We start from the raw sequence: 21286 nt of genomic DNA on the forward strand, positions 1-21286 counted from the left end.
TTGGTACCGGAATCTTACTCTTCGTTCAAGCTTCCGCCTTCGAGAACGAGGTTCAGTTTTTCACCGTTACCTTCATCCTCGTCTTCCATTTCACGCATTTCAATCTCCTGCTCATCACCGGACAGAATCTTCACGTCCATACCCAAGCTCTGGAGTTCCTTGATCAATACCTTGAAGGACTCTGGAACACCTGGTTCTGGAACGTTTTCGCCCTTAACGATCGCTTCGTACGTTTTCACGCGGCCCACGACGTCATCCGACTTGACAGTGAGGATTTCTTGCAAGGTGTAGGCAGCACCGTATGCCTCCAATGCCCAAACCTCCATCTCCCCGAAACGCTGACCACCAAATTGAGCTTTACCACCCAATGGCTGTTGCGTAACAAGAGAGTAAGGACCTGTAGAACGAGCATGGATTTTATCATCGACCAAGTGAGCCAGTTTCAGCATGTATACACAACCAACTGTTACACGGCGGTCAAATGGTTCACCTGTACGACCATCAAACAAGATCGTTTTTCCGTCACGATCCAGACCTGCTTCTTCCAACGTTTCGAATACTTCTGCCTGACGTGCACCGTCGAATACCGGCGTTGCTACGTGGATACCCAGAAGCTTCGCTGCCATACCTAAGTGAGTCTCCAATACCTGACCGATGTTCATACGCGAAGGTACGCCCAACGGGTTGAGTACGATCTCTACTGGAGAGCCATCTGGCAGGAACGGCATATCTTCTTCCGCCATGATGCGGGCGATAACCCCTTTGTTACCATGTCGACCGGCCATTTTGTCACCCACGGAGATTTTCCGTTTTTGGGCGATGTAAACGCGAACGAGTTGGTTTACGCCTGGTGGCAATTCGTCGCCATTCTCACGCGTAAATACTTTTACGTCTACGATGATACCGGACCCACCATGCGGTACGCGCAGGGATGTATCACGAACTTCACGAGCCTTTTCACCGAAGATGGCATGCAAGAGGCGTTCTTCTGCTGTCAGCTCAGTAACCCCTTTAGGAGTAACCTTGCCAACGAGAATGTCGCCGTCCTGAATCTCCGCACCAACACGGATGATACCGCGTTCGTCCAGGTTTTTCAGAGCATCTTCCCCGACGTTTGGAATATCGCGAGTGATTTCCTCTGGACCCAGCTTGGTGTCGCGAGCTTCGGACTCGTATTCTTCAATATGGATAGACGTATACACGTCATCTTTTACAAGTTTTTCACTCAGAAGAATCGCGTCTTCGTAGTTGTATCCTTCCCACGTCATAAACGCAACGATTACGTTACGACCGAGAGCCAATTCACCTTTTTCAGTGGATGGGCCGTCCCCAATGATATCGCCTTTTTCAATCCAGTCTCCAGTGCTTACAATTGGACGCTGGTTGATGCAGGTACCTTGGTTGGAACGGATAAACTTGTGCATTTTGTATTTATCGAGATCGCCGGCAACTTTTCTACCGTCGATTTCTTGGTAACGACGAATCCAGATTTCGCGAGCCGTTACGCGCTCTACTTGACCCGGATTCTTGGCAACGATCGCCACGCCGGAGTCTTGCGCTGCTTTATGCTCCATACCAGTACCGACAAACGGTGCTTGTGGAATCAAAAGCGGAACGGCCTGCCGCTGCATGTTTGAACCCATCAGTGCGCGGTTGGCGTCATCGTTCTCGAGGAACGGAATCAGCGCAGTCGCTACGGATACAACCTGCTTTGGCGAAACGTCCATGAAGTCTACCTTGTCGCGCGGTACGCTCAAGATCTCACCTTTACGACGGCAGATAACCATGTCGTTTACGAAACGGCCATCGTGATCAAGCGGCTGATTTGCCTGTGCCACGTTAAACACGTCTTCTTCATCAGCCGTCAAATAGCTGATATCAGTCAACACGAAGCCTGTTTCCGGATCTACTTTCCGACGAGGCGTTTCGATGAATCCGTAATCGTTAATGCGTGCAAAGGAAGACAGGGAGTTGATCAAACCAATGTTTGGTCCCTCCGGCGTCTCAATTGGACACATACGACCGTAGTGGGAATGGTGAACGTCACGCACTTCGAAGCCCGCGCGCTCACGCGTCAAACCACCAGGTCCGAGTGCGGACAGACGGCGTTTGTGTGTCAGCTCAGCCAATGGGTTTGTTTGATCCATGAACTGAGACAACTGCGAGCTACCAAAGAACTCCTTCAGTGATGCAATCACTGGACGGATGTTAATGAGAGCTTGCGGTGTAATTTGGTTCTGATCCTGGATGGACATACGCTCACGAACCACACGCTCCATACGGGACAAACCGATACGGAACTGGTTCTGCAGAAGCTCACCCACGGATCGCAGACGACGGTTACCCAAGTGGTCGATATCGTCTGTGGAACCAACACTGTGCAGCAGATTCATGAAATAGTTGATCGCCGATACGATATCCGCCGGCGTAATATGCTTGAAGGACTTATCTACATTTCCGTTTCCGATTACTTTAATGATCTTGCCATCTTCGATCGGAGAGAAAATATTGATAGATTGTAAATGGATTGCTTCATCTTCTAGAACGCCGCCATGCGTGCGAACGTCAATAAATCCGATGCTGCCTTCCAGAGCTGGCACAATGCGTTCCAATACACGACGGTCAATCATTTGACCGGCTTCGGCGAAAATTTCACCTGTAGTGGTATCGATCAATGTTTCAGCCAAACGTTGGTTGTACAGACGGTTTTTCAGATGAAGCTTCTTGTTCATTTTGTAACGACCAACAGAAGCCAGGTCATAGCGCTTAGGGTCGAAGAAACGAGAGATCAAGAGGCTCTTCGCATTTTCGACTGTTGGCGGCTCGCCCGGACGAAGACGCTCGTAGATTTCGATGAGCGCTTTTTCCGTAGAATCGGTATTGTCTTTTTCCAGCGTGTTCTTGATGTATTCATCTTCACCCAGCAAGTTGAGAATCTCGATGTCAGAACCAAAGCCCAACGCACGCAAAAGAACCGTTACCGGGATTTTTCGCGTACGGTCGATGCGGACATAAATTACGTCTTTCGCATCGGTCTCCAGCTCCAGCCAAGCACCCCGGTTCGGGATTACTGTAGCTGTAAACGTCTGCTTGCCGTTTTTGTCCACTTTGGTGTTGTAATATACACTGGGGGAACGAACAAGCTGGCTGACAATAACGCGCTCAGCACCATTAATAATGAAGGTTCCCGTTTCGGTCATGAGCGGGAAATCCCCCATGAAGACTTCTTGTTCCTTCACTTCTCCCGTCTCTTTGTTCAACAAACGTACCTTCACACGCAGAGGCGCCGCATAGGTGACGTCACGTTCTTTCGACTCGTCAACATCGTACTTCGGCTCTCCCAAACTGTAGTCGATAAACTCCAGCACGAGATTACCTGTGAAGTCCTGGATTGGCGAAATGTCTTGGAACATCTCACGGAGCCCCTCATCAAGGAACCATTGGTAGGACTTTTGTTGAATCTCGATGAGATTTGGAAGGCCCAGCACTTCGTTAATACGTGAATACGTACGACGCTGGCGGTGTCGGCCACTTTGAATCACTTTACCTGCCAACTTATTCACCCCTCAGGTTGTGTTTTCACACATAGAAACTCGGCATTCGGCAACTTCTTTCAGTCGCATTCGAATGCCTAAAAATAAAAATGGGTTAAAGTAGTTTCAACCATTTTTAACCCAGAGAAACTCTATTTTAAAAGAATTCCCATGTTTTCACGCAAACATTCCTATCTCAGGAAAAAAGTAGAAACGCTTGACAGACAGGGAATTGCTGAAAAATAGACATTTATCCCATATTGACATTTTATAATGCTATCACATTCAATTATTCACGTCAAGAAAACTTTTCTAATGATTTCTTCTTGCTTATTTGATTGCCCTGAATATGTGATAGCCTTTTTCCCGATCAATTTCTATTACTTCGCGGTACGTTTCCTGTAGCTTCTTCAATGCGGATGGGGCTCCTTGCTTCTTCTGAATGACAACCCACATTTCTCCACCTTCTACCAACAGGTCGTATCCCTCTACAAAAATGCGATGAACGATTTCCTTACCCGCACGAATCGGCGGATTGGTCAGAATGACATCAAACTGCTCGCCTTGCACGCCGCTGTAGACATCACTCACTCGAAGCTCAACATTTTTTATTCCATTTGCTTCTGCATTACGACGAGCCAGGTTAACCGCACGCTCGTTCACGTCGATCATCGTCACCCGACCATGATCAGCAAGCTTGGCAGCCGTCAACCCCATCGGACCATACCCGCATCCCACATCCAGCACACGCGCATGACTGGGGATTTCCATGTTCTCGATGAGCAATACACTTCCAAAGTCAATCCGGTCTCGGGAAAAAACGCCAGCATCCGTTATGAAGCGAAGTTCATTACCACGGAGATTGAACGTAAATTGCTGTTCATCATGTGCAGCACCCGGTTGATTGGTATAGTAATGGTCTGCCACGTGTGATTCACCCTTCCTCATCGTTTACGAAAACCTCTATCATCAAAAGCTTATAGAAAATCCCCCTGCCGCAGGCAAGGGGATATCCTAAAGGAAGCTAACTTACTTTACTTCTACTTGTGCGCCAGCTTCTTCGAGTTTTGCTTTGAGAGCTTCTGCTTCGTCTTTGGAAACGCCCTCTTTGAGTGTTTTTGGAGCGTTGTCTACCAGGTCTTTTGCTTCTTTCAGACCCAAGCCAGTCAGCTCGCGAACAACTTTGATTACGTTGATTTTGGAAGCGCCGCCGCTTACCAGGTTAACAGTGAATTCAGTTTGCTCAGCAGCAGCTTCTGCTCCGCCACCAGCAACTACAGCTACAGGAGCAGCAGCAGTTACGCCGAATTCTTCTTCGATTGCTTTTACCAGATCGTTCAGTTCGAGAACGGACATGCCTTTAATGGCTTCCAAGATTTGGTCTTTAGACATTTGTAAATCCTCCATTCAAGGAATAGTATTTTTTTGAAATTAGCCGATCAGGCGATTACGCGCCTTGACCTTCTTTTTGTTCTGCCACTGCTTTGACTGCCAATGCAACGTTGCGCATAGGAGCTTGCAGGACGGAGAGAAGCATGGACAAGAGACCTTCGCGGTTTGGTAGGGAAGCCAAAGCTTTAATTTGCTCAGCATCAACTACTTTACCTTCGATAACGCCACCCTTGATTTCCAGCTTGTCGTTTTTCTTAGCGAATTCAGCGATAACTTTCGCTGGAGCGATGATATCGTCTTTGGAGAACGCCAGAGCGTTTGGTCCAGTCAGATATTGATCCAGTTCAGTCAGGCTTTCCTTCTCAGTAGCCAAACGAGTCAGGGAGTTTTTCAACACCTGGAACTCAACACCAGCTTCACGCAATTGCTTACGGAGCTCAGTTACTTGTGCTACTGTCAGACCGCGGTAGTCAGCTACCACTGTAGTTTGGCTTTCGCGAAGCTTAGCTGCGATTTCGTTGATCGCTTGTACCTTTTCTTCACGAATAACGGTTGGACGAATTTCTGCCATTGATTACACCTCCCGTGCTCTAATCCTAGAAAATGAAGAATGCCCTCGCAGACTCACGAGGGCATAATGCTATATCGTCAAAGGAAAACAGCGTTTCCTCATTCGTACATTACACGCCTCGGAGGGATATTAAGCGTTACTCTCACAAGCACCGCGCCTTCTGTCTACGGCATATTCTTTTCATCAACAGGGACTATCTTAACAACTCCCATAAAGGAAGTCAAGTGTCATTATTTTACAGCTACGCGTACACCAGGGCCCATAGTGGAGCTCAGGGTTACATTTCTCATGTAAACACCTTTTGCTGCAGCTGGTTTCGCACGGTTCAGTGCGTCAGTCAGAGCAGCCAGGTTGTCAGCCAGCTTGTCAGCATCGAAGGATGCTTTACCGATCGGAGCGTGGATGTTACCTGCTTTGTCTACGCGGTACTCAATTTTACCTGCTTTGATTTCGTTAACCGCTTTTGTTACATCGAAAGTAACCGTACCGGTCTTAGGGTTTGGCATCAGGCCTTTTGGACCGAGTACACGACCCAATTTACCTACTTCACCCATCATGTCAGGAGTAGCTACTACAACGTCAAAGTCGAACCAGCCACCTTGAATTTTCGCGATCATGTCTGCATCGCCTACGAAGTCTGCGCCAGCTGCTTCTGCATCTTTTGCTTTTTCGCCTTTAGCGAATACGAGAACACGTTGTACTTTACCAGTACCATGTGGCAATACAACAGCGCCACGGATTTGTTGGTCAGCACGCTTAGGGTCTACACCCAAACGGAAAGCTGCTTCAACAGTTTCATCGAACTTAGCAGTAGCTGCTTTTTTAACCAGCTCAATACCTTCTGCTACTTCGTATACTTTGTTTTTATCAACGAGCTTTACAGCCTCTTGATATTTCTTACCTTTTTTCGCCATGATTAAATCTCCCTTCAATGTGGTCGTAGCGGTTGATCCTCCCACAGACAGGGGGGCACAACGTCTGTGCCCCCTTGCACTCAAGACAATTAGTCTTCGATTACGATACCCATAGAACGAGCTGTACCTTCTACCATGCGCATAGCCGCTTCTACCGATGCAGCATTCAGGTCAGGACGCTTCAGTTCTGCGATTTCACGAACTTTATCACGCTTCAGCGTAGCAACCTTTGTTTTGTTTGGTACGCCAGAACCAGACTCGATACCAGCAGCTTTCTTCAACAGAACTGCAGCTGGAGGAGTTTTTGTGATAAAAGTGAAAGAACGGTCTTCAAACACGGTGATTTCCACCGGGATGATCATACCTACTTCGCTTTCAGTGCGAGCATTGAATTCTTTACAGAATCCCATGATGTTTACACCAGCTTGACCGAGAGCCGGACCTACTGGAGGTGCAGGATTCGCTTTACCTGCTGGGATTTGTAATTTAATTACGCGGATAACCTTCTTAGCCACGTAACACACCTCCTTACTTCACATGTGGTTATTACGGGGGAATGCCCCCTCCCACCGTTTTTTGAAAGTCTCTATGTAAAAGACTTTCGATCTATAGTGAGAGTGCAAGAAACCCCAATTAATGTTGTGGGATTGTTAAAACAAAATGAAATGTACCACATAGCGCGATACTTTTCAAGTTGAATCCTAATCCAATTTTTGAACTTGTGTAAAGTCTAGCTCTACCGGTGTTTCGCGACCGAAGATGTCCACCAATACGCGAACCTTCTGCCTGTCCGGGTGAATCTCGATAATCTCCCCGGTGCGATTGGAAAATGGACCATCTATGACGCGCACCATATCGCGGAGAGCATAATCGACTCTGATCTTGGGAATTTCGATTCCCATTTGCTTGAGAATCGTATCGGCCTCTTCAGGACGCAGCGCTGTCGGCTTAGAGCCGGCGCCCGTGGATCCGACAAAGCCGGTAACCCCAGGAGTGTTGCGCACGACATACCAAGAGTCGTCCGTCATCACCATTTCAACAAGGACGTATCCAGGAAACACTTTTTTCGTGACGGTGCGCTTCTTACCATCCTTGGTTTCCACCTCTTCTTCAGTGGGAACAAGAACGCGAAAGATCTTGTCTTCCATGCCCATCGACTCGAGCCGCTTCTCCAGATTTGTTTTAACCTTGTTTTCGTAACCTGAGTACGTATGAAGTACATACCATGCTTTTTCCATATCCAACAGGACGATAACCGTCCGTCCCTCCTAAGACTTGCATAATTACGTTCCTAGAATCAAATCGATCAAGCGCGAGATACCCAAATCAACGACGAAGAAGAATATTGCCAGGAGCACAACCGTAACGAGTACAACAAGCGTATAGGTTGTCAACTCTTTACGGTTAGGCCAACGGACTTTCTTTAGTTCGGACATTACGTCACTAAAAAAACCACCGGTACGGCGAAAACTGGCTCCGATTCGTGATAAAAAACCCACTTTGCCACCCCCTGACTTCGTCGCATCAACCATTACTTCGTCTCGCGATGAAGGGTTTGCTTCTTGTCACGGGAGCAATACTTTTTCAGTTCAACACGTTCAGTAGTGGTGCGCTTGTTCTTCGTGGAGATATAGTTACGCTCGCCACACTCGGTGCACGCCAACGTGATGTTTACTCGCATTTATTGCCACCTCCATCTCATTTCAAACCTGCTATTAGTTAAAAGTACCCCGATGATAAATAGTACGGGAAAACCGCTACTTTTTCCAGACCATTTCATTCACCTAAGTAACCATAGAACAGAGAGATAAGAGTCTATGGCTACCTAAATAAATTTATCATACCGAAATACCCATGTCAAACAAAATGACTTGACAAGAAGAAGTCCTTTTGCTTCCAAAATAAAAAGAGAGATTCTCTACAGATGAATCTCTCTTCCTTCCAAATAGCGCTCTAGCTTGCGCTTTACTCGCTGCAATGCATTATCAATAGACTTGACGTGACGCTTCAGCTCGACGGCAATCTGCTGATAGGATCGTCCATCCAAATAGAGCATGAGAACCTGGCGCTCCAAATCACTCAAGATTTCACTCATTTTGCCCTCGATATCATCGAACTCTTCCCGATTGATAAACAATTCCTCTGGATCGGTCACTTTTGTTCCCGAGATCACATCGAGTAACGTGCGGTCAGAATCTTCATCGTAGATAGGCTTGTCCAGTGACACGTAAGAATTGAGCGGGATGTGCTTTTGGCGTGTCGCCGTCTTGATCGCGGTAATGATCTGACGGGTAATACACAACTCGGCAAATGCTTTGAACGACGTGAGCTTGTCTCCTCGGAAGTCGCGAATAGACTTGTACAGTCCGATCATCCCTTCCTGCACGATGTCTTCGCGGTCAGCCCCAATAAGAAAATAGGATCTCGCTTTGGCACGGACGAAGTTTTTGTATTTGTTGATCAAATACTCCAAAGCTTCGGCGTCATTATCGCGAACCAGGTCGACTACTTCTTCGTCGGTCATTAGTTCATATTGGGCATGTTTTAACTCCTTGAGGTCAACACTCACAAATGATCCCTCCGCCAACCGGTTTCTCCAATAGATAGCGCTATTATACATGATGCCGTAAAAAAGCGTCAACCGAATCCAAGTTATTCCCTTCTCCATTTTTCGAATATTTTCGCTATTTCATCATTCAGCGTAATCCGCCTGGAGAAGCCGTCTTCTTGCGTTTTTTCGACTTGTTTCTTGATTTCTTTCCCCACATTTTCCATATCGAGCAACAACTCCCGGGCAGATTTGCGCAAAGCTCCCTGCCCAAATATGACACGTTGTGACGTATAGTCAGAAGTTGCCACATAAATTTGTCGATTTTTATTGTGAAATTCGGAGACTAACTGCTCTATTTTTTCGTCAGCCGTCTCCTTTTTCTTCGTGAAATAGACTTCAACCTGGAAGTCTTCCATTTGACGGCCAATGCCAGGAACGTTGTACGCATCGAAAACGATGATAACCTTCGTCCCTGTGTAGCTCTGGTATTCTGCCATTTTTGCGATCAACTGATCACGCGCCTCGTCCATCCGCTCTTGATCCTTCAGCAGGCGCAGATCGGGCCAGGCGCCGATGATATTGTATCCATCTACGATCAACAGCTGCTTGGCTTTTCGTTTTGACATGTCATTTCACCCGCGTTGGAATTGGACTCCTGGAGCGATAGACTTCATACATCAACAAGGCAGCTGCTACAGAAGCGTTGAGTGAGGTAACATTGCCCGCCATCGGAAGGCTGTACAGAAAATCACAGTTTTCCCGAACGAGGCGACTCATGCCTTTTCCTTCGCTGCCAATGACAATCGCGAGCGGCATCGTATAATCACCCTGGCGGAAATCTTGTTTGGCACTCGCGTCTGTTCCTGCGATCCAAACACCGCGTTCTTTGAGCTCTTCCATGGTACGAACCAAATTCGTCACTCGCGCTACCGGCACGTAGTTGATCGCCCCTGCCGAAGCTTTTGCCACTGTTGCCGTAAGACTGACAGAACGTCGTTTTGGAATGATGACACCATGAGCACCGACTGCATCGGCTGTACGCATGATCGAACCGAGGTTATGCGGATCTTCCAGCTCGTCCAACAGCAAAATGAACGGCGCCTCGTTTTTTTCCTCTGCCCGCTTCAAAATATCGTCTACTTCTACGTAATCGTAAGCAGCAACAGAAGCCACTACACCCTGATGGTTGTCCGTCGACACGAGCTGATCCAGCTTTTTGCGGTTCGCTGTCGTCACAATGACACCCTGTTCTTTTGCCAAAGCAAAGACAGGTCCCATCAAATTTTTATTCGTTCCCTCTGCAACCCAAATCTTATTGATCGTACGCCCCGATCGCAAAGCCTCGATGACGGGGTTTTTCCCCAGAATCCACTCTTCACTCATTTCACGATTCTCCTTCCACTATGGCAAAAGCCTGCTGCACAATTTCAGCGATCCGCTCTTCTTTTCCACACAAGTACAGGTACCCGATCAATGCTTCAAAAGCCGTTGCATGACGGTAGTCGATAATATCGGCGTTTTTGGCACTGGAACCGGATTTGGCATTCCGCCCCCGCTTCACTACATTCAGTTCTTCCTCCGGCAATGTGGGCATTAACGTCAACAACACATTGGCCTGTGCTTTCGCTGAAACATAGCGGTTGGCCGCCTTGTGGAGCTGGTTTGGTTTAACCAGCCCCTTGGCGATCAAATGATACCTAACACAATGTGAATAGGTAGCATCCCCGAGGAAGGCAAGCACGAGTGGATTTGTCAGATTAGGATCTCGGGTTAGTTCTTCTTTTTGCATCTATTTTCTTCGGCCCCTTATTTTCGACGCCAGCGAACACCTTGTGGCGTGTCCTCCAGCACGATTCCTTTTGCTGCGAGCAGATCGCGGATTTCGTCAGAACGGGCAAAGTTTCTTGCTTTGCGAGCTTCTGTGCGCTCTTCGATCAACGCATCAATCTCACTATCCAACAGTTCCTGCTCTTCTGCAATTTCAAGACCAAGAACCTCCGTCAACTCCACCAACAAATCCATGTACGCACGAACTTCAGTTTCGCCTACATTTTGATGACGCAAATACAGGTTGGCTTCCTTCACAACGTCAAAAATAACGGTAATGGCATTCGCTGTATTGATATCATCATCCATCTCAGCAATAAAACGCTCACGAAGCTCTCCAATGATTCGTGCCTGCTCCTGTGCCTGATCATTCGGCTCTTCTGCGCGCACGGTATCCAGACGATGAGACAGATTCGTATGCGCGGTCTTAATTCTATCTAGACCATTAGCCGCCTGTTCAATCAACTCTTCGCTAAAATTGATCGGGTTGCGATAGTGCCCCTGAAGCATAAAGAAGCGAATTAATTGACCGCCGAATTTCTCCGAAAGATCGCGTGCAAGCAAGAAATTCCCGAGGGATTTGGACATTTTTTCGTTATCGATATTGAGCATGCCGTTGTGTAGCCAGTAGCGAGCAAAGACTTTACCCGTAAAGCATTCCGACTGGGCAATTTCGTTCTCGTGGTGCGGGAACACAAGGTCTGTTCCGCCCGCATGGATATCGATTTCCTCACCCAAAAACTTCAGGGCCATCGCCGAGCACTCAATATGCCATCCCGGTCTTCCTTCGCCCCACGGACTGCCCCAGGTAACTTCTCCGGTCTTAGCCGCTTTCCAAAGGACAAAGTCCAGGGGATGTTCCTTTTTCTCGTTGATTTCTACACGAGCTCCTGCCTGCAAATCATCCAACGGTTGATGCGAAAGTTTTCCGTATTCCTGAAAACGTCCAGTGCGGAAATAGACGTCACCTTCACTCTCGTAGGCAAAGCCCTTTTCAATCAGCCCTTGCACGAATTCAATGATCTCCGGAATGGTCTGCATCACTCGCGGTTGAATATCAGGTGGCAGTACGTTTAGTGATTTCAGATCAGCGTTGTACGCATCCGTGTATCGATCCGCCACTTCTTTGACAGTGACACCTTCCTGATTCGCCACACGAATCAGTTTGTCATCTACGTCCGTAATATTTTGCACGAATGTCACTTCGTAGCCACGATATTTCAAGTAACGGCGAAGTGTATCAAATACAATGGCAGGGCGCGCATTTCCAATGTGGATGTAGTTGTACACGGTCGGACCGCACACGTACATTTTTACCTTCCCTGGCTCCAATGTGTGAAACGGTTCCTTTCGCCGCGTCATCGTGTTAGTCAGCTGAATGCCCATCGTTCTTTTTATCCTCCCTCAAAAGCTCCAATTCTTTACGTAACTGATCAATTTCCTTTTGCATCATACGAATCGTATCCGCTACCGGGTCTGGCATATTTACATGGTCCAGATCATTTTTGACCCGCTTGCCATCCTGGATGACGATGCGTCCCTTGATTCCTACTACGGTCGAGTTAGGCGGTACCTCCTGCAAGACAACGGCACCAGCCCCTATCTTTGAATTATCGCCAATTTTGAAGGAGCCCAACACCTTTGCTCCCGTAGCAATAATGACATCATTGCCGATTGTAGGGTGACGCTTTCCTTTTTCCTTACCTGTTCCCCCGAGTGTAACCCCTTGGTAAATCGTTACATTGTCTCCGATTTCGCACGTCTCTCCGATCACAACACCCATGCCATGGTCAATGAACAGGCCGCGGCCAATTGTTGCGCCCGGGTGAATCTCAATTCCCGTGAAAAAACGGGATAGTTGAGAGACAATTCGGGCGAGTGTACACAGCTCAGCCTTCCAGAGCCTGTGGGCAATCCGGTGCCCCCATATCGCGTGCAAACCGGAATAGGTCATAACGACTTCCAGCGTACTTCGCGCAGCCGGGTCTCGTTCAAAAACAGCATGAATGTCATCTCTCATCTGTGCTAACATTTTTGGGTGGCACCTCCTGCCTGATTTACCTGCTCACGTTCAACCTCAATGTCAGGGTTCAAAAAGTTGTCTTTTCAGCATTGAGAAAATAGCGAGAACCACTTTTTGAACTACCTTTTCAAAAAAATAAAAAACGTCCCTATCCCCTCAAAAAACACGAAGGGACAGAGACGGGTTTACCGTGGTTCCACTCTGCTTAGATCGTCATCACTGTCACAAAAAACTCACAACAGTCATGAGCAAATCTCGCTCATATCCCGATAACGGCGGGAAGCCGATGGCGCCTACTGATATCTTTTCAAAAAGATAGGTTCAGCTCATTGCTCACAGGGGCATTTCCATACAGGGCACACCAGATGGCTCTCACCTATCCATCCTCTCTGTAGATGTGCAGACTGTTGTACTTCTCCTGATCGTCGCATTCATTATTTATAAAAGAAAACCAGCCAATACTTACTGACCGTTTGCAATTACTTGCTCTGCACGTGCAATCACCTTGTCGCGTCCAAGCAGATACAACGTCTCCGCCAGGTCACGACCATGCGCCTGACCAGTTGCTCCTACACGGACCGGCATGAACAATGCCTTGCCTTTGTGACCCGTTTCCTTTTGCACGTCTTTGAGTACCGCTTTAATAACATCCACATTATATGCATCTTGGGCAGAAAGGTGTTTCACAAAGGAAGCAAGCACTTCCGGCAATTGCGGTTCTTTTAGCACCAGAGTTGCTTCTTCATCGTACACCACTTCGTCGAGGAAGAAAAGAGCTGCCAACGGAACGATTTGCGCACAGTAGGACATTTGCTCTTGGTACAGGCCTACGATACTGCGAACCCATTCGCGCTTCTCAGCAGACAAATTCTCTTCGATAAAGCCTGCTTTTTGCAGATGCGGGATACACATGTCTGTAATCATATCCAGCGGTTGACGCTTCAAATAGAAGTTGTTCATCCAGTTCATCTTCGTTGCATCAAACACAGCTGGCGACTTGTTCACGCGGTCCATTGAGAACAGCTTAATCAGATCTTCCATTAAGAAAATCTCTTCTTCGCCACCTGGAGACCATCCCAAAAGAACAAGGAAGTTCACGATTGCTTCTGGCAAGAAGCCGAGGTCACGGTACTGTTCAATGAACTGAAGAATGCTCTCGTCGCGCTTGGACATCTTTTTGCCATCTTGGTTGAGGATCAGTGCCAAGTGAGCAAAGTCAGGCGCTTCCCACCCAAACGCTTCATAAATCATCAATTGACGAGGCGAGTTGGACAGATGCTCTTCTCCACGAATGACGTGGCTAATTTTCATCAAATAGTCATCCACTACAACGGCGAAGTTGTATGTAGGAATTCCATCCGGACGGCAAATAACGAAATCGCCCATCTCGTTGGAGTCGAATGTTACCTGGCCACGAATCAGGTCGTTCACGACATACTCGCGATTATCCTGAACGAGGAAGTGAATGGATGGCACTCGCCCTTCTGCTTCGTACTGAGCACGCTGCTCGTCCGTTACATGGCGGTGCTTTTCCAGAATGCGCGGTGTTTCTCCACGCGCGAGCTGTTCTTCACGTTCTGCATCCAGCTCTTCTTTTGTCGCGTAGCAGTAGTACGCTTTGCCTTCTGCCAGCAGTTGATCGATATATTTCCGATAAATGTCCAGGCGTTCTGTTTGACGGTACGGTCCATATGGTCCACCAACGTCTGTACCTTCTTCCCATGTTACGCCGAGCCATTTCAGGTTTTTCATTTGCTCTTCGTCCGCATTTTCCTTATTGCGCGTTTGGTCCGTATCTTCAATCCGAACGATGAACGAACCACCGTGATGTTTCGCAAAAAGATAATTAAAGAGCGCTGTTCGCGCACCGCCGATGTGTAAATGCCCCGTAGGACTCGGCGCATAACGAGTGCGAATTTCTTTCGCCATTGGTAGCACCATCCTTATGAATGTAAAAGGCTATAAACCTTGACCTAAGTAAAAACGTATCTAAGGCTTTATGTTACACCTTGCCCTTCTACTTGACAAGCAAGCATACTGCCTGTGCAGCGATTCCTTCCCCTCTGCCTGTAAAACCGAGTTTCTCGGAGGTAGTCGCTTTCACATTCACTTGCGAGAGATCTTCTGCCTCCAGCACGCGTGCAATGACTTCACACATTTGCGGGATGTATGGCGCCATCTTCGGCGCTTGGGCAATGATCGTTGCATCCACGTTTCCTAAACGGTAGCCACGCTCCCGAACCAACTTCCATACATGCTCCAACAGCTTCACGCTATCCGCATCCTTGAAAGCCGGGTCTGTATCTGGGAAATGACGGCCAATATCCCCCTCACCAATCGCTCCAAGAATCGCGTCACTAATCGCATGGAGGAGAACATCCGCGTCAGAATGCCCTAGCAAGCCTTTTTCATACGGGATGGTGACGCCACCGATAATGCATGGACGCCCCTCTACTAGTTGATGCACGTCAAAACCTTGTCCAATACGCATGAGCTACTCTCCCTTTCGTTTCCGCAATATCTCTTCACCAAACCACAGATCGTCTGGCGTAGTAATCTTAATGTTCTCATAGCTTCCGTTCATAATCGATACCGGATGACCCAGCCACTCAACCAGCATCGCATCATCCGTACCCAGCTTCCCCGCTGCCTCTGCTGCCTGATGTGCCTCTCGCAATAAAGACATACGAAAAGCTTGTGGGGTTTGAACCGCCCACAAGCTTTCCCGTGCTGGGGTTGACTCTACAAGTCCTGTTGCCCCCACCACTTTAATCGTATCTTTGACAGGTACTGCCATGATCGTTGCCTGATCTTGTTGCACTTGTTTGATCATGTGACTGATCTGTTTGCGAGTGACGAAAGGACGGGCAGCATCGTGAACTAGTACATAATCGCAATTTGCGGATAGTGATGCCAAGCCATTTCTCACACTGTCTTGTCGCTCTGCTCCACCCAGAGTAACCACAACCGTCAGCTTTTCAGCCGAGATCAAGGTCGTTACTTCTGCGTGGTCTGCTTCACTCACCACTAGCACGACTTCATCAATGTCGGGATGAGTGGCAAAAAGACGTACCGTATGAGCCAAGATCGGCTCGCCCGCAAGCGGTAACCACAACTTGTTTCGTTGTCCACCCATTCGTTTACCCGAACCGGCTGCAACGATCACGACACCCGTACTCACTGATTCATCCCTCTCCTGTTGTCTTTTCTATAACGCTCGTTCCAGCAACTTTGGTTTGGCGAAGATCATGCGTCCCGCAGAAGTTTGCAGCACACTCGTTACGAGAACATCGACGTCATTTCCGATGTATTCTCGTCCACCCTCTACAACAATCATCGTGCCATCGTCCAGATAAGCGACACCCTGACCATGCTCTTTCCCATCCTTGATGACTTGAACGTTCATCTCTTCTCCAGGTAAAACTACAGGCTTAACTGCATTCGCCAAATCATTGATGTTCAATACCGCAACACCTTGCAGCTCACATACCTTGTTCAGGTTAAAATCGTTTGTTACGACCTTTCCGTTAATGAGCTTAGCGAGCTTGATCAGCTTGCTGTCCACCTCGGATACTTCTTCAAAATCGCCTTCCCAAATCTGGACCTTTACCTTCATTTCTTTTTGAATCTTGTTCAAGATATCCAGACCACGACGACCGCGGTTTCTCTTCAGTACATCGGAGGAATCTGCGATATGCTGCAGTTCCTCTAGCACAAATCCCGGAATGACCAGTACCCCTTCCAGAAAGCCAGTACGGCAAATATCTGCGATGCGTCCGTCAATGATGACACTGGTATCGAGAATTTTATTTTCCAAGTTAGCGGCAGTTGTTGCACTATCCTTTTTCTTATCCTTACGTCCAATCGAAAATACCGACATAATCTCGTCCCGCTTGCGAAATCCTACCTGGAAGCCCAAATAACCGAGCAACCCGGAAACAATTAACGGCAAAAGATCTCCTACAAATGGAATCGGAATTTTACTGATGGGCAGGAATAATAAGAATGCAATAATAAGACCACTAATCAACCCCATCGCTCCGAACATCACATCGACAACCGGCATTTTGACGAGTGTCTCTTCACCCCATCGAACGATGCGCAGAACATAATCCACAACCCAATTCGCTAAAAAGAAAAACAAGATGGCACCTAGTACAGCTCCAATATATTGCGATCCGGCTACTACACCAAAGTTTAACAGTGGATCGAGCAACGAAAACAGTTCGTCACCAAAGCGATACCCTAATCCGCCACCAATCAAAACAAAAATGAATTTTCCTACTCGGCGTAACATGCCTTCACCTCCTTTTACTAATATAGACAGAAGCCTAAGAGTAAAACCCTATTTTTTTCCAAATCATTATAATGCTTCATTTTACTTTCCCTCACTATAGCAAAAAAGATTTTGCCATGTCAAATAGCCAAAAATTTTAACATAGTTGTCATTTTCTCGTCAACCCGGGAACACTCGTTTCCTTCGATGTTAAATTGACAGGGAGCTGACTCCCTTCTTATAATGTCAGTATCGTAATGAGAGAAAATTATGACGATACCAACAGCCTAAAGCAGAGGTGAACCAGATGGACAATCGAAACATAGACGACTTTCAAACGCAAGTATCCGAGCTTTTGATCAGACATCGTAGCGTACTGGACGTCATGTCCAAAGTTCAGGAAACGGCATCCCGCATTAACCGTTCACTGACCAAAGCCATCACCGAATGCGGCTGTGTCGAAGTGGTTGCCAAAAAACAGACGTACGATTCGAACAAGAATCTGGAGGACAACAAGTCCCATTTGGACACCCACTTTAACGGACCGCTGTGCGAGCATTGTCGCGATGTAGTTACTGCTGAGCTTGGCAAAAATCTCTTTTACCTCACTGCCCTGTGCAATATTACTGACATTAAGCTAGAAGATGTGCTTCAGAAAGAATCCAACCGACTGAATACTTTGGGTGTCTTCAATCTGTCTTAAAAGTCCGTTACTCGTATTACGAATGAACCCTAAAAAAAGTTGCATACAAAAAAGAAAAACCCGCACATTGAAGTGTGGGTTTTTTTATGCCGTAACTATTCAAACGGAACGGATTCTTCCTCTTTGTTTTTACGCTTGCGTAATTTTTTGACGAGAAAGTCAACGTTTTTTTTTATTCCGTACAGTGCATAAAAAGCAAGTGGCAGGAAGACGATTTTTGGAAATTGCTGCGGATACTTAATCGCTACAACAACCACAATCGCGATGATAATGGGTGTGATCCAGTAAGCAGACTTTGGAATCCCCACTTTTTTAAAGTTAGGATACTTGACCTTTGATACCATCAAAAAGGCAAGCAGCAACATACTTACGGCAAGCAATACCGGAGTGAATACTTGGTGATAGAGTGCGAGCGTAGCCAGTACGCCCCCCGCTGCCGTAATCGGCAAACCGATGAAATACCCCGGAACCCCGGCCTGTACGTTAAAACGCGCCAAACGCAGCGCACCACAGATCGGAAAAATGGCTGTAATGAGAATCCCAAGCAAATCAAAGTGTTGCAAGACGACAACATACATGATGAACGCTGGCGCAATCCCAAACGTAATGACGTCCGAAAGTGAATCCAATTCCTTTCCGAACTCGCTTTGGGCATTCAACATACGAGCTACACGTCCATCCAGCCCGTCTGCCAGCATACCAATGATCACTGTGATCGCTGCATATTCGACGTATTGATCGCCTCGAAACGCAAGAATAATTGCTAAAACTCCCAGAAACAAGTTGCTTACGGTTAGTATGTTCGGTAACGATTTCACGAACATAGACTACCTCCTGATTTCTTTTGCGTAAGGAGCAGGTTATCCTGTCGACCTTGTTTTCATCCAAGTCCCCTAGGCAAATGTTGAATACAAATAATGCCTTTATCCTATTCTACTTTAAATGTGTCTGTCAATGAACACTTGTTCTTGAATCCGTTTCAGCCCCTCTTTAATCGCTCTCGCTCGTACCTCGCCAATGCCTTCCACTTCGTCTAATTCCTGAATCGTTGCCATCATGATTCGCGGCAGATGATGAAAATGCTCTACCAGATTTGAGATGATCGTAACGGGCAAACGCCGGATCTTGTACAGGATCCGATAACCTCTAGGGGAAACGGATTCATCCAGCATACTGGCATTGGAGGAATACCCCAGCGTTCGCAAAAAAGAAGTAAGTTCCAGCATTTCCTCCGAGTTTAATTTTTTCATGTCCCGCAACACGAGATCAGGTGAATAGGATGGATCTCGGGAATAATCCCGAATAAGCATGTGTGCCTCTTCCTCAATGTTTGAAACCAATTCCTCCAACTGCATACTGACGAGCCTTCCTTCTACCCCTAGCTCACATATGTACTTGGAGACCTCTGTCTTAATACGTAACACCATCTCAATCCGTTGCAAAACCGAGGCAACTTCGTGTAGAGTAACGAGCTCCTCAAATTCTAACGCACCAAGATTCGTCAATGTTTGATCAAGAACGGCCTTGTATTTCTCAAGGGTAGATACAGCCTGATTCGCCTTGGCCAAAATGACACTGATTTCACTTAAGACATACCGGAAATTCCCCTGGTACAACGTGATCACATTGCGGCGCTGAGAGATAGCAATGACCAGATGATTCGTTTGAATGGCTGTCCGTTGCGCTGTACGATGCCGTGTCCCCGTCTCGCTCGTGGGGACTGAGGAGGGTGGGAAGATTTGCGTATTCGCGTACAGGATGCGTTTTGCGTCTTCACTTACTATAATCGCCCCATCCATCTTCGCTAATTCATACAAATGGGCAGGAGAAAAATCACAATTGATGGAAAAACCGCCATCGACAATCGTCTTCATCTCTGGACCGCACCCAATGACGATCAAGCCCCCGGTTTTGGCCCGTAAAACATTTTCCAATCCTTCACGAAGCTGTGTGCCGGGTGCCACGAGACGAAGCACATCACCGAATTGCGGAGCTCTTTTGATGTTCCCCTGCATGCCCACTCCTACCTCCTTATCACCTCGTTCAACGCATCGGCAATATTGCTCACACCAATCACTTGAATATCTGCTGGCGCATCCAGACCGCGGATGTTTTTCTCCGGAATGATAACACGCTTAAAGCCTAACTTATGTGCTTCTCGTACTCGTTGCTCAATACGAGAGACACCGCGCACCTCACCAGTCAAGCCAATTTCTCCGATAACGACATCATGCGGATTGGTAGCGTGATCACGGAAACTGCTTGCAATGCTTACGGCAATCGCCAAATCAACCGCTGGCTCATCCAATCTGACCCCACCTGCTACGTTTACATATGCATCCTGATTTTGTAGCATCATGCCCATGCGCTTTTCCAACACTGCCATGATCATCGCCACACGCTGATGATCGACCCCTGTTGCCGTTCTCCGTGGGGTTACAAAGCTGGTCGGGGCAACGAGTGCTTGCAGCTCAACCAAAACGGGACGTGTGCCCTCCATACTGGCTACGACCGTGGAACCCGCAACACCAAATGGACGCTCTGCTAAAAATATCTCAGACGGATTCGCCACTTCCTCCAAACCGCGATCCTTCATCTCGAAAATACCGATTTCGTTTGTCGAACCAAAACGGTTTTTGACGGCGCGCAAAATCCGAAACGTATTGTGGCGCTCCCCTTCAAAATAGAGAACAGCATCTACCATGTGCTCAAGCATACGCGGACCGGCGATGGAGCCTTCCTTGGTAACATGACCGACAATGAAGGTACCAATTCCTTTCCCTTTTGCAATCCGCATCAATTGGGCAGTCGCCTCCCGCACTTGTGCGACACTTCCAGCAGCCGATTGGATCGTCGGGTGAAACACGGTCTGGATCGAGTCAATAATCAGTACATCCGGGTCTACTTGATTAATATGCTGTTCGATCAAATCCAAATCATTTTCTGCCAATACAAACATCGGCGGCGTTTGCAAATGGAGTCGATCCGCGCGAATTTTGATTTGTTTTGCCGACTCCTCTCCAGATACATAGAGAACCTTTGCCCCTTGATGAGCCAAGGCAAAAGATGTCTGCAAAAGCAATGTCGATTTTCCGATTCCGGGGTCTCCTCCAACCAAAATGAGTGAACCCGGAACAAGTCCTCCACCAAGAACACGATTCAATTCACCGATCGTGGTATCCATGCGTGGCTCTTCTTCACTGGCTACCTGAGTCAATGGAATCGCAGATTGGCGCTGGCCGCCGCTCATCCCTTCGTGACGATGTGGATTTTTTACGGTCACTTCCTCCACCAAGGTGTTCCAACTGCTGCACCCCGGGCATTTTCCCATCCATTTTGGCGATTCATAGCCACATTCTTGACACGCGTATTTCGTTTTATACTTTGACATAGTCGCACCCTCACTTGGATTTCTTTCTCTACTTTTATCATAATTACGCACCCAAAAAAAGAATACCTCCCGAATCAGGAGGCATTCTATTACTTTTCAATCCAG

Annotated in this window: 23 protein-coding genes and 2 other annotated features; of the genes, 1 reads left to right on the forward strand and 22 read right to left on the reverse strand. The window is 47.5% G+C overall.

Going from position 1 to position 21286, the window contains the following annotated elements; genetic code table 11:
* Positions 1 to 14: 14 nt before the first annotated feature.
* From rpoB to HPY27_RS28525, 19 genes are all read right to left on the reverse strand, one after another.
* Positions 15 to 3554 (reverse strand): DNA-directed RNA polymerase subunit beta, encoded by a 3540-nt coding sequence (gene rpoB, locus HPY27_RS28435; RefSeq protein WP_017247039.1) that lies wholly within the window; start codon positions 3552 to 3554, stop codon positions 15 to 17.
* 309 nt (positions 3555 to 3863) lie between these two features.
* Positions 3864 to 4460, reverse strand: a complete 597-nt coding sequence (locus HPY27_RS28440; protein WP_017247038.1) for a class I SAM-dependent methyltransferase — start codon at positions 4458 to 4460, stop codon at positions 3864 to 3866.
* Positions 4461 to 4562: 102 nt separating this feature from the next.
* Positions 4563 to 4925 carry a 50S ribosomal protein L7/L12 gene (rplL, locus tag HPY27_RS28445; protein ID WP_007716218.1) on the reverse strand — a complete coding sequence of 121 codons (363 nt, stop codon included), beginning with the start codon at positions 4923 to 4925 and terminating at the stop codon, positions 4563 to 4565.
* A 55-nt stretch (positions 4926 to 4980) separates the two neighbouring features.
* Positions 4981 to 5496 carry a 50S ribosomal protein L10 gene (gene rplJ / locus HPY27_RS28450; RefSeq protein WP_012683973.1) on the reverse strand — a complete coding sequence of 172 codons (516 nt, stop codon included), beginning with the start codon at positions 5494 to 5496 and terminating at the stop codon, positions 4981 to 4983.
* A gap of 24 nt (positions 5497 to 5520) precedes the next feature.
* Positions 5521 to 5684, reverse strand: a sequence feature (ribosomal protein L10 leader region).
* A 42-nt stretch (positions 5685 to 5726) separates the two neighbouring features.
* The gene (gene rplA, locus HPY27_RS28455; RefSeq protein ID WP_017247037.1) at positions 5727 to 6410 is read right to left on the reverse strand and encodes a 50S ribosomal protein L1; all 684 of its coding nucleotides are present in this window, start codon (positions 6408 to 6410) and stop codon (positions 5727 to 5729) included.
* Positions 6411 to 6499: 89 nt separating this feature from the next.
* A complete protein-coding gene (rplK, locus tag HPY27_RS28460; protein WP_005828886.1) occupies positions 6500 to 6925 on the reverse strand; it encodes a 50S ribosomal protein L11 in 426 nt (141 codons plus the stop codon).
* Between the two features lie 186 nt (positions 6926 to 7111).
* Entirely contained in the window at positions 7112 to 7648 is a 537-nt protein-coding gene (gene nusG / locus HPY27_RS28465) for a transcription termination/antitermination protein NusG (protein ID WP_017247036.1), read from the reverse strand.
* A gap of 45 nt (positions 7649 to 7693) precedes the next feature.
* Positions 7694 to 7942 carry a preprotein translocase subunit SecE gene (gene secE, locus HPY27_RS28470; RefSeq protein ID WP_012683970.1) on the reverse strand — a complete coding sequence of 83 codons (249 nt, stop codon included), beginning with the start codon at positions 7940 to 7942 and terminating at the stop codon, positions 7694 to 7696.
* The gene (gene rpmG, locus HPY27_RS28475) at positions 7942 to 8091 is read right to left on the reverse strand and encodes a 50S ribosomal protein L33 (protein WP_003392018.1); all 150 of its coding nucleotides are present in this window, start codon (positions 8089 to 8091) and stop codon (positions 7942 to 7944) included. Before rpmG ends, secE begins: the two co-directional genes overlap by 1 nt.
* A 237-nt stretch (positions 8092 to 8328) precedes the next feature.
* Entirely contained in the window at positions 8329 to 8979 is a 651-nt protein-coding gene (gene sigH, locus HPY27_RS28480) for an RNA polymerase sporulation sigma factor SigH (RefSeq protein WP_005828894.1), read from the reverse strand.
* An 83-nt stretch (positions 8980 to 9062) separates the two neighbouring features.
* Positions 9063 to 9587, reverse strand: coding sequence for an NYN domain-containing protein (locus tag HPY27_RS28485; protein ID WP_174226497.1), 525 nt, complete (start codon positions 9585 to 9587; stop codon positions 9063 to 9065).
* A gap of 1 nt (position 9588) precedes the next feature.
* Complete coding sequence (gene rlmB, locus HPY27_RS28490; protein WP_012683967.1) at positions 9589 to 10344, reverse strand: 23S rRNA (guanosine(2251)-2'-O)-methyltransferase RlmB; 756 nt, start codon at positions 10342 to 10344, stop codon at positions 9589 to 9591.
* 1 nt (position 10345) lies between these two features.
* Entirely contained in the window at positions 10346 to 10750 is a 405-nt protein-coding gene (locus HPY27_RS28495; RefSeq protein WP_017247034.1) for a Mini-ribonuclease 3, read from the reverse strand.
* A 17-nt stretch (positions 10751 to 10767) separates the two neighbouring features.
* Positions 10768 to 12174 (reverse strand): cysteine--tRNA ligase, encoded by a 1407-nt coding sequence (cysS, locus tag HPY27_RS28500; protein ID WP_017247033.1) that lies wholly within the window; start codon positions 12172 to 12174, stop codon positions 10768 to 10770.
* Positions 12155 to 12820 carry a serine O-acetyltransferase gene (gene cysE / locus HPY27_RS28505; protein WP_012683965.1) on the reverse strand — a complete coding sequence of 222 codons (666 nt, stop codon included), beginning with the start codon at positions 12818 to 12820 and terminating at the stop codon, positions 12155 to 12157. The genes cysS and cysE overlap by 20 nt, the downstream gene beginning before the upstream one ends.
* A gap of 163 nt (positions 12821 to 12983) precedes the next feature.
* Positions 12984 to 13246: a binding site (T-box leader), on the reverse strand.
* Positions 13247 to 13273: 27 nt separating this feature from the next.
* On the reverse strand, positions 13274 to 14740 hold the full coding sequence (gltX, locus tag HPY27_RS28510) for a glutamate--tRNA ligase (RefSeq protein ID WP_173624362.1): 1467 nt from the start codon (positions 14738 to 14740) through the stop codon (positions 13274 to 13276).
* An 88-nt stretch (positions 14741 to 14828) separates the two neighbouring features.
* Entirely contained in the window at positions 14829 to 15302 is a 474-nt protein-coding gene (gene ispF, locus HPY27_RS28515) for a 2-C-methyl-D-erythritol 2,4-cyclodiphosphate synthase (protein WP_017247030.1), read from the reverse strand.
* A gap of 3 nt (positions 15303 to 15305) precedes the next feature.
* Entirely contained in the window at positions 15306 to 15992 is a 687-nt protein-coding gene (ispD, locus tag HPY27_RS28520) for a 2-C-methyl-D-erythritol 4-phosphate cytidylyltransferase (protein WP_017247029.1), read from the reverse strand.
* Between the two features lie 27 nt (positions 15993 to 16019).
* Positions 16020 to 17108, reverse strand: coding sequence for a PIN/TRAM domain-containing protein (locus HPY27_RS28525; RefSeq protein ID WP_017247028.1), 1089 nt, complete (start codon positions 17106 to 17108; stop codon positions 16020 to 16022).
* Between the two features lie 286 nt (positions 17109 to 17394).
* Here HPY27_RS28525 and HPY27_RS28530 point away from each other — a divergent pair, with 286 nt between their 5' ends.
* Positions 17395 to 17790, forward strand: coding sequence for a nucleoside triphosphate pyrophosphohydrolase family protein (locus tag HPY27_RS28530; protein WP_007716195.1), 396 nt, complete (start codon positions 17395 to 17397; stop codon positions 17788 to 17790).
* A 95-nt stretch (positions 17791 to 17885) separates the two neighbouring features.
* Here HPY27_RS28530 and pssA read toward each other — a convergent pair whose 3' ends face one another.
* The 3 genes from pssA to radA form a co-directional block, all read right to left on the reverse strand.
* Positions 17886 to 18614 (reverse strand): CDP-diacylglycerol--serine O-phosphatidyltransferase, encoded by a 729-nt coding sequence (gene pssA, locus HPY27_RS28535; protein WP_017247027.1) that lies wholly within the window; start codon positions 18612 to 18614, stop codon positions 17886 to 17888.
* Between the two features lie 114 nt (positions 18615 to 18728).
* Positions 18729 to 19805 carry a DNA integrity scanning diadenylate cyclase DisA gene (disA, locus tag HPY27_RS28540; RefSeq protein ID WP_017247026.1) on the reverse strand — a complete coding sequence of 359 codons (1077 nt, stop codon included), beginning with the start codon at positions 19803 to 19805 and terminating at the stop codon, positions 18729 to 18731.
* Positions 19806 to 19813: 8 nt separating this feature from the next.
* Positions 19814 to 21181, reverse strand: coding sequence for a DNA repair protein RadA (radA, locus tag HPY27_RS28545; RefSeq protein ID WP_016742863.1), 1368 nt, complete (start codon positions 21179 to 21181; stop codon positions 19814 to 19816).
* Positions 21182 to 21286 lie beyond the last annotated feature (105 nt).

The organism is Brevibacillus sp. HB1.1 (assembly GCF_013332445.1).
Lineage (GTDB): Bacteria > Bacillota > Bacilli > Brevibacillales > Brevibacillaceae > Brevibacillus > Brevibacillus porteri.

Bases quoted from the DNA above. Each gene is read 5' to 3' on its own strand.
- rplL (WP_007716218.1), bottom strand. From the start codon at position 4,925: ATGTCTAAAGACCAAATCTTGGAAGCCATTAAAGGCATGTCCGTTCTC.
- rplJ (WP_012683973.1), bottom strand. From the start codon at position 5,496: ATGGCAGAAATTCGTCCAACCGTTATTCGTGAAGAAAAGGTACAAGCG.
- rplA (WP_017247037.1), bottom strand. From the start codon at position 6,410: ATGGCGAAAAAAGGTAAGAAATATCAAGAGGCTGTAAAGCTCGTTGAT.
- nusG (WP_017247036.1), bottom strand. From the start codon at position 7,648: ATGGAAAAAGCATGGTATGTACTTCATACGTACTCAGGTTACGAAAAC.
- secE (WP_012683970.1), bottom strand. From the start codon at position 7,942: ATGGTTGATGCGACGAAGTCAGGGGGTGGCAAAGTGGGTTTTTTATCA.
- rpmG (WP_003392018.1), bottom strand. From the start codon at position 8,091: ATGCGAGTAAACATCACGTTGGCGTGCACCGAGTGTGGCGAGCGTAAC.
- HPY27_RS28485 (WP_174226497.1), bottom strand. From the start codon at position 9,587: ATGTCAAAACGAAAAGCCAAGCAGCTGTTGATCGTAGATGGATACAAT.
- rlmB (WP_012683967.1), bottom strand. From the start codon at position 10,344: ATGAGTGAAGAGTGGATTCTGGGGAAAAACCCCGTCATCGAGGCTTTG.
- HPY27_RS28495 (WP_017247034.1), bottom strand. From the start codon at position 10,750: ATGCAAAAAGAAGAACTAACCCGAGATCCTAATCTGACAAATCCACTC.
- cysS (WP_017247033.1), bottom strand. From the start codon at position 12,174: ATGGGCATTCAGCTGACTAACACGATGACGCGGCGAAAGGAACCGTTT.
- cysE (WP_012683965.1), bottom strand. From the start codon at position 12,820: ATGTTAGCACAGATGAGAGATGACATTCATGCTGTTTTTGAACGAGAC.
- gltX (WP_173624362.1), bottom strand. From the start codon at position 14,740: ATGGCGAAAGAAATTCGCACTCGTTATGCGCCGAGTCCTACGGGGCAT.
- ispF (WP_017247030.1), bottom strand. From the start codon at position 15,302: ATGCGTATTGGACAAGGTTTTGACGTGCATCAACTAGTAGAGGGGCGT.
- HPY27_RS28525 (WP_017247028.1), bottom strand. From the start codon at position 17,108: ATGTTACGCCGAGTAGGAAAATTCATTTTTGTTTTGATTGGTGGCGGA.
- HPY27_RS28530 (WP_007716195.1), top strand. From the start codon at position 17,395: ATGGACAATCGAAACATAGACGACTTTCAAACGCAAGTATCCGAGCTT.
- pssA (WP_017247027.1), bottom strand. From the start codon at position 18,614: ATGTTCGTGAAATCGTTACCGAACATACTAACCGTAAGCAACTTGTTT.
- disA (WP_017247026.1), bottom strand. From the start codon at position 19,805: ATGCAGGGGAACATCAAAAGAGCTCCGCAATTCGGTGATGTGCTTCGT.
- radA (WP_016742863.1), bottom strand. From the start codon at position 21,181: ATGTCAAAGTATAAAACGAAATACGCGTGTCAAGAATGTGGCTATGAA.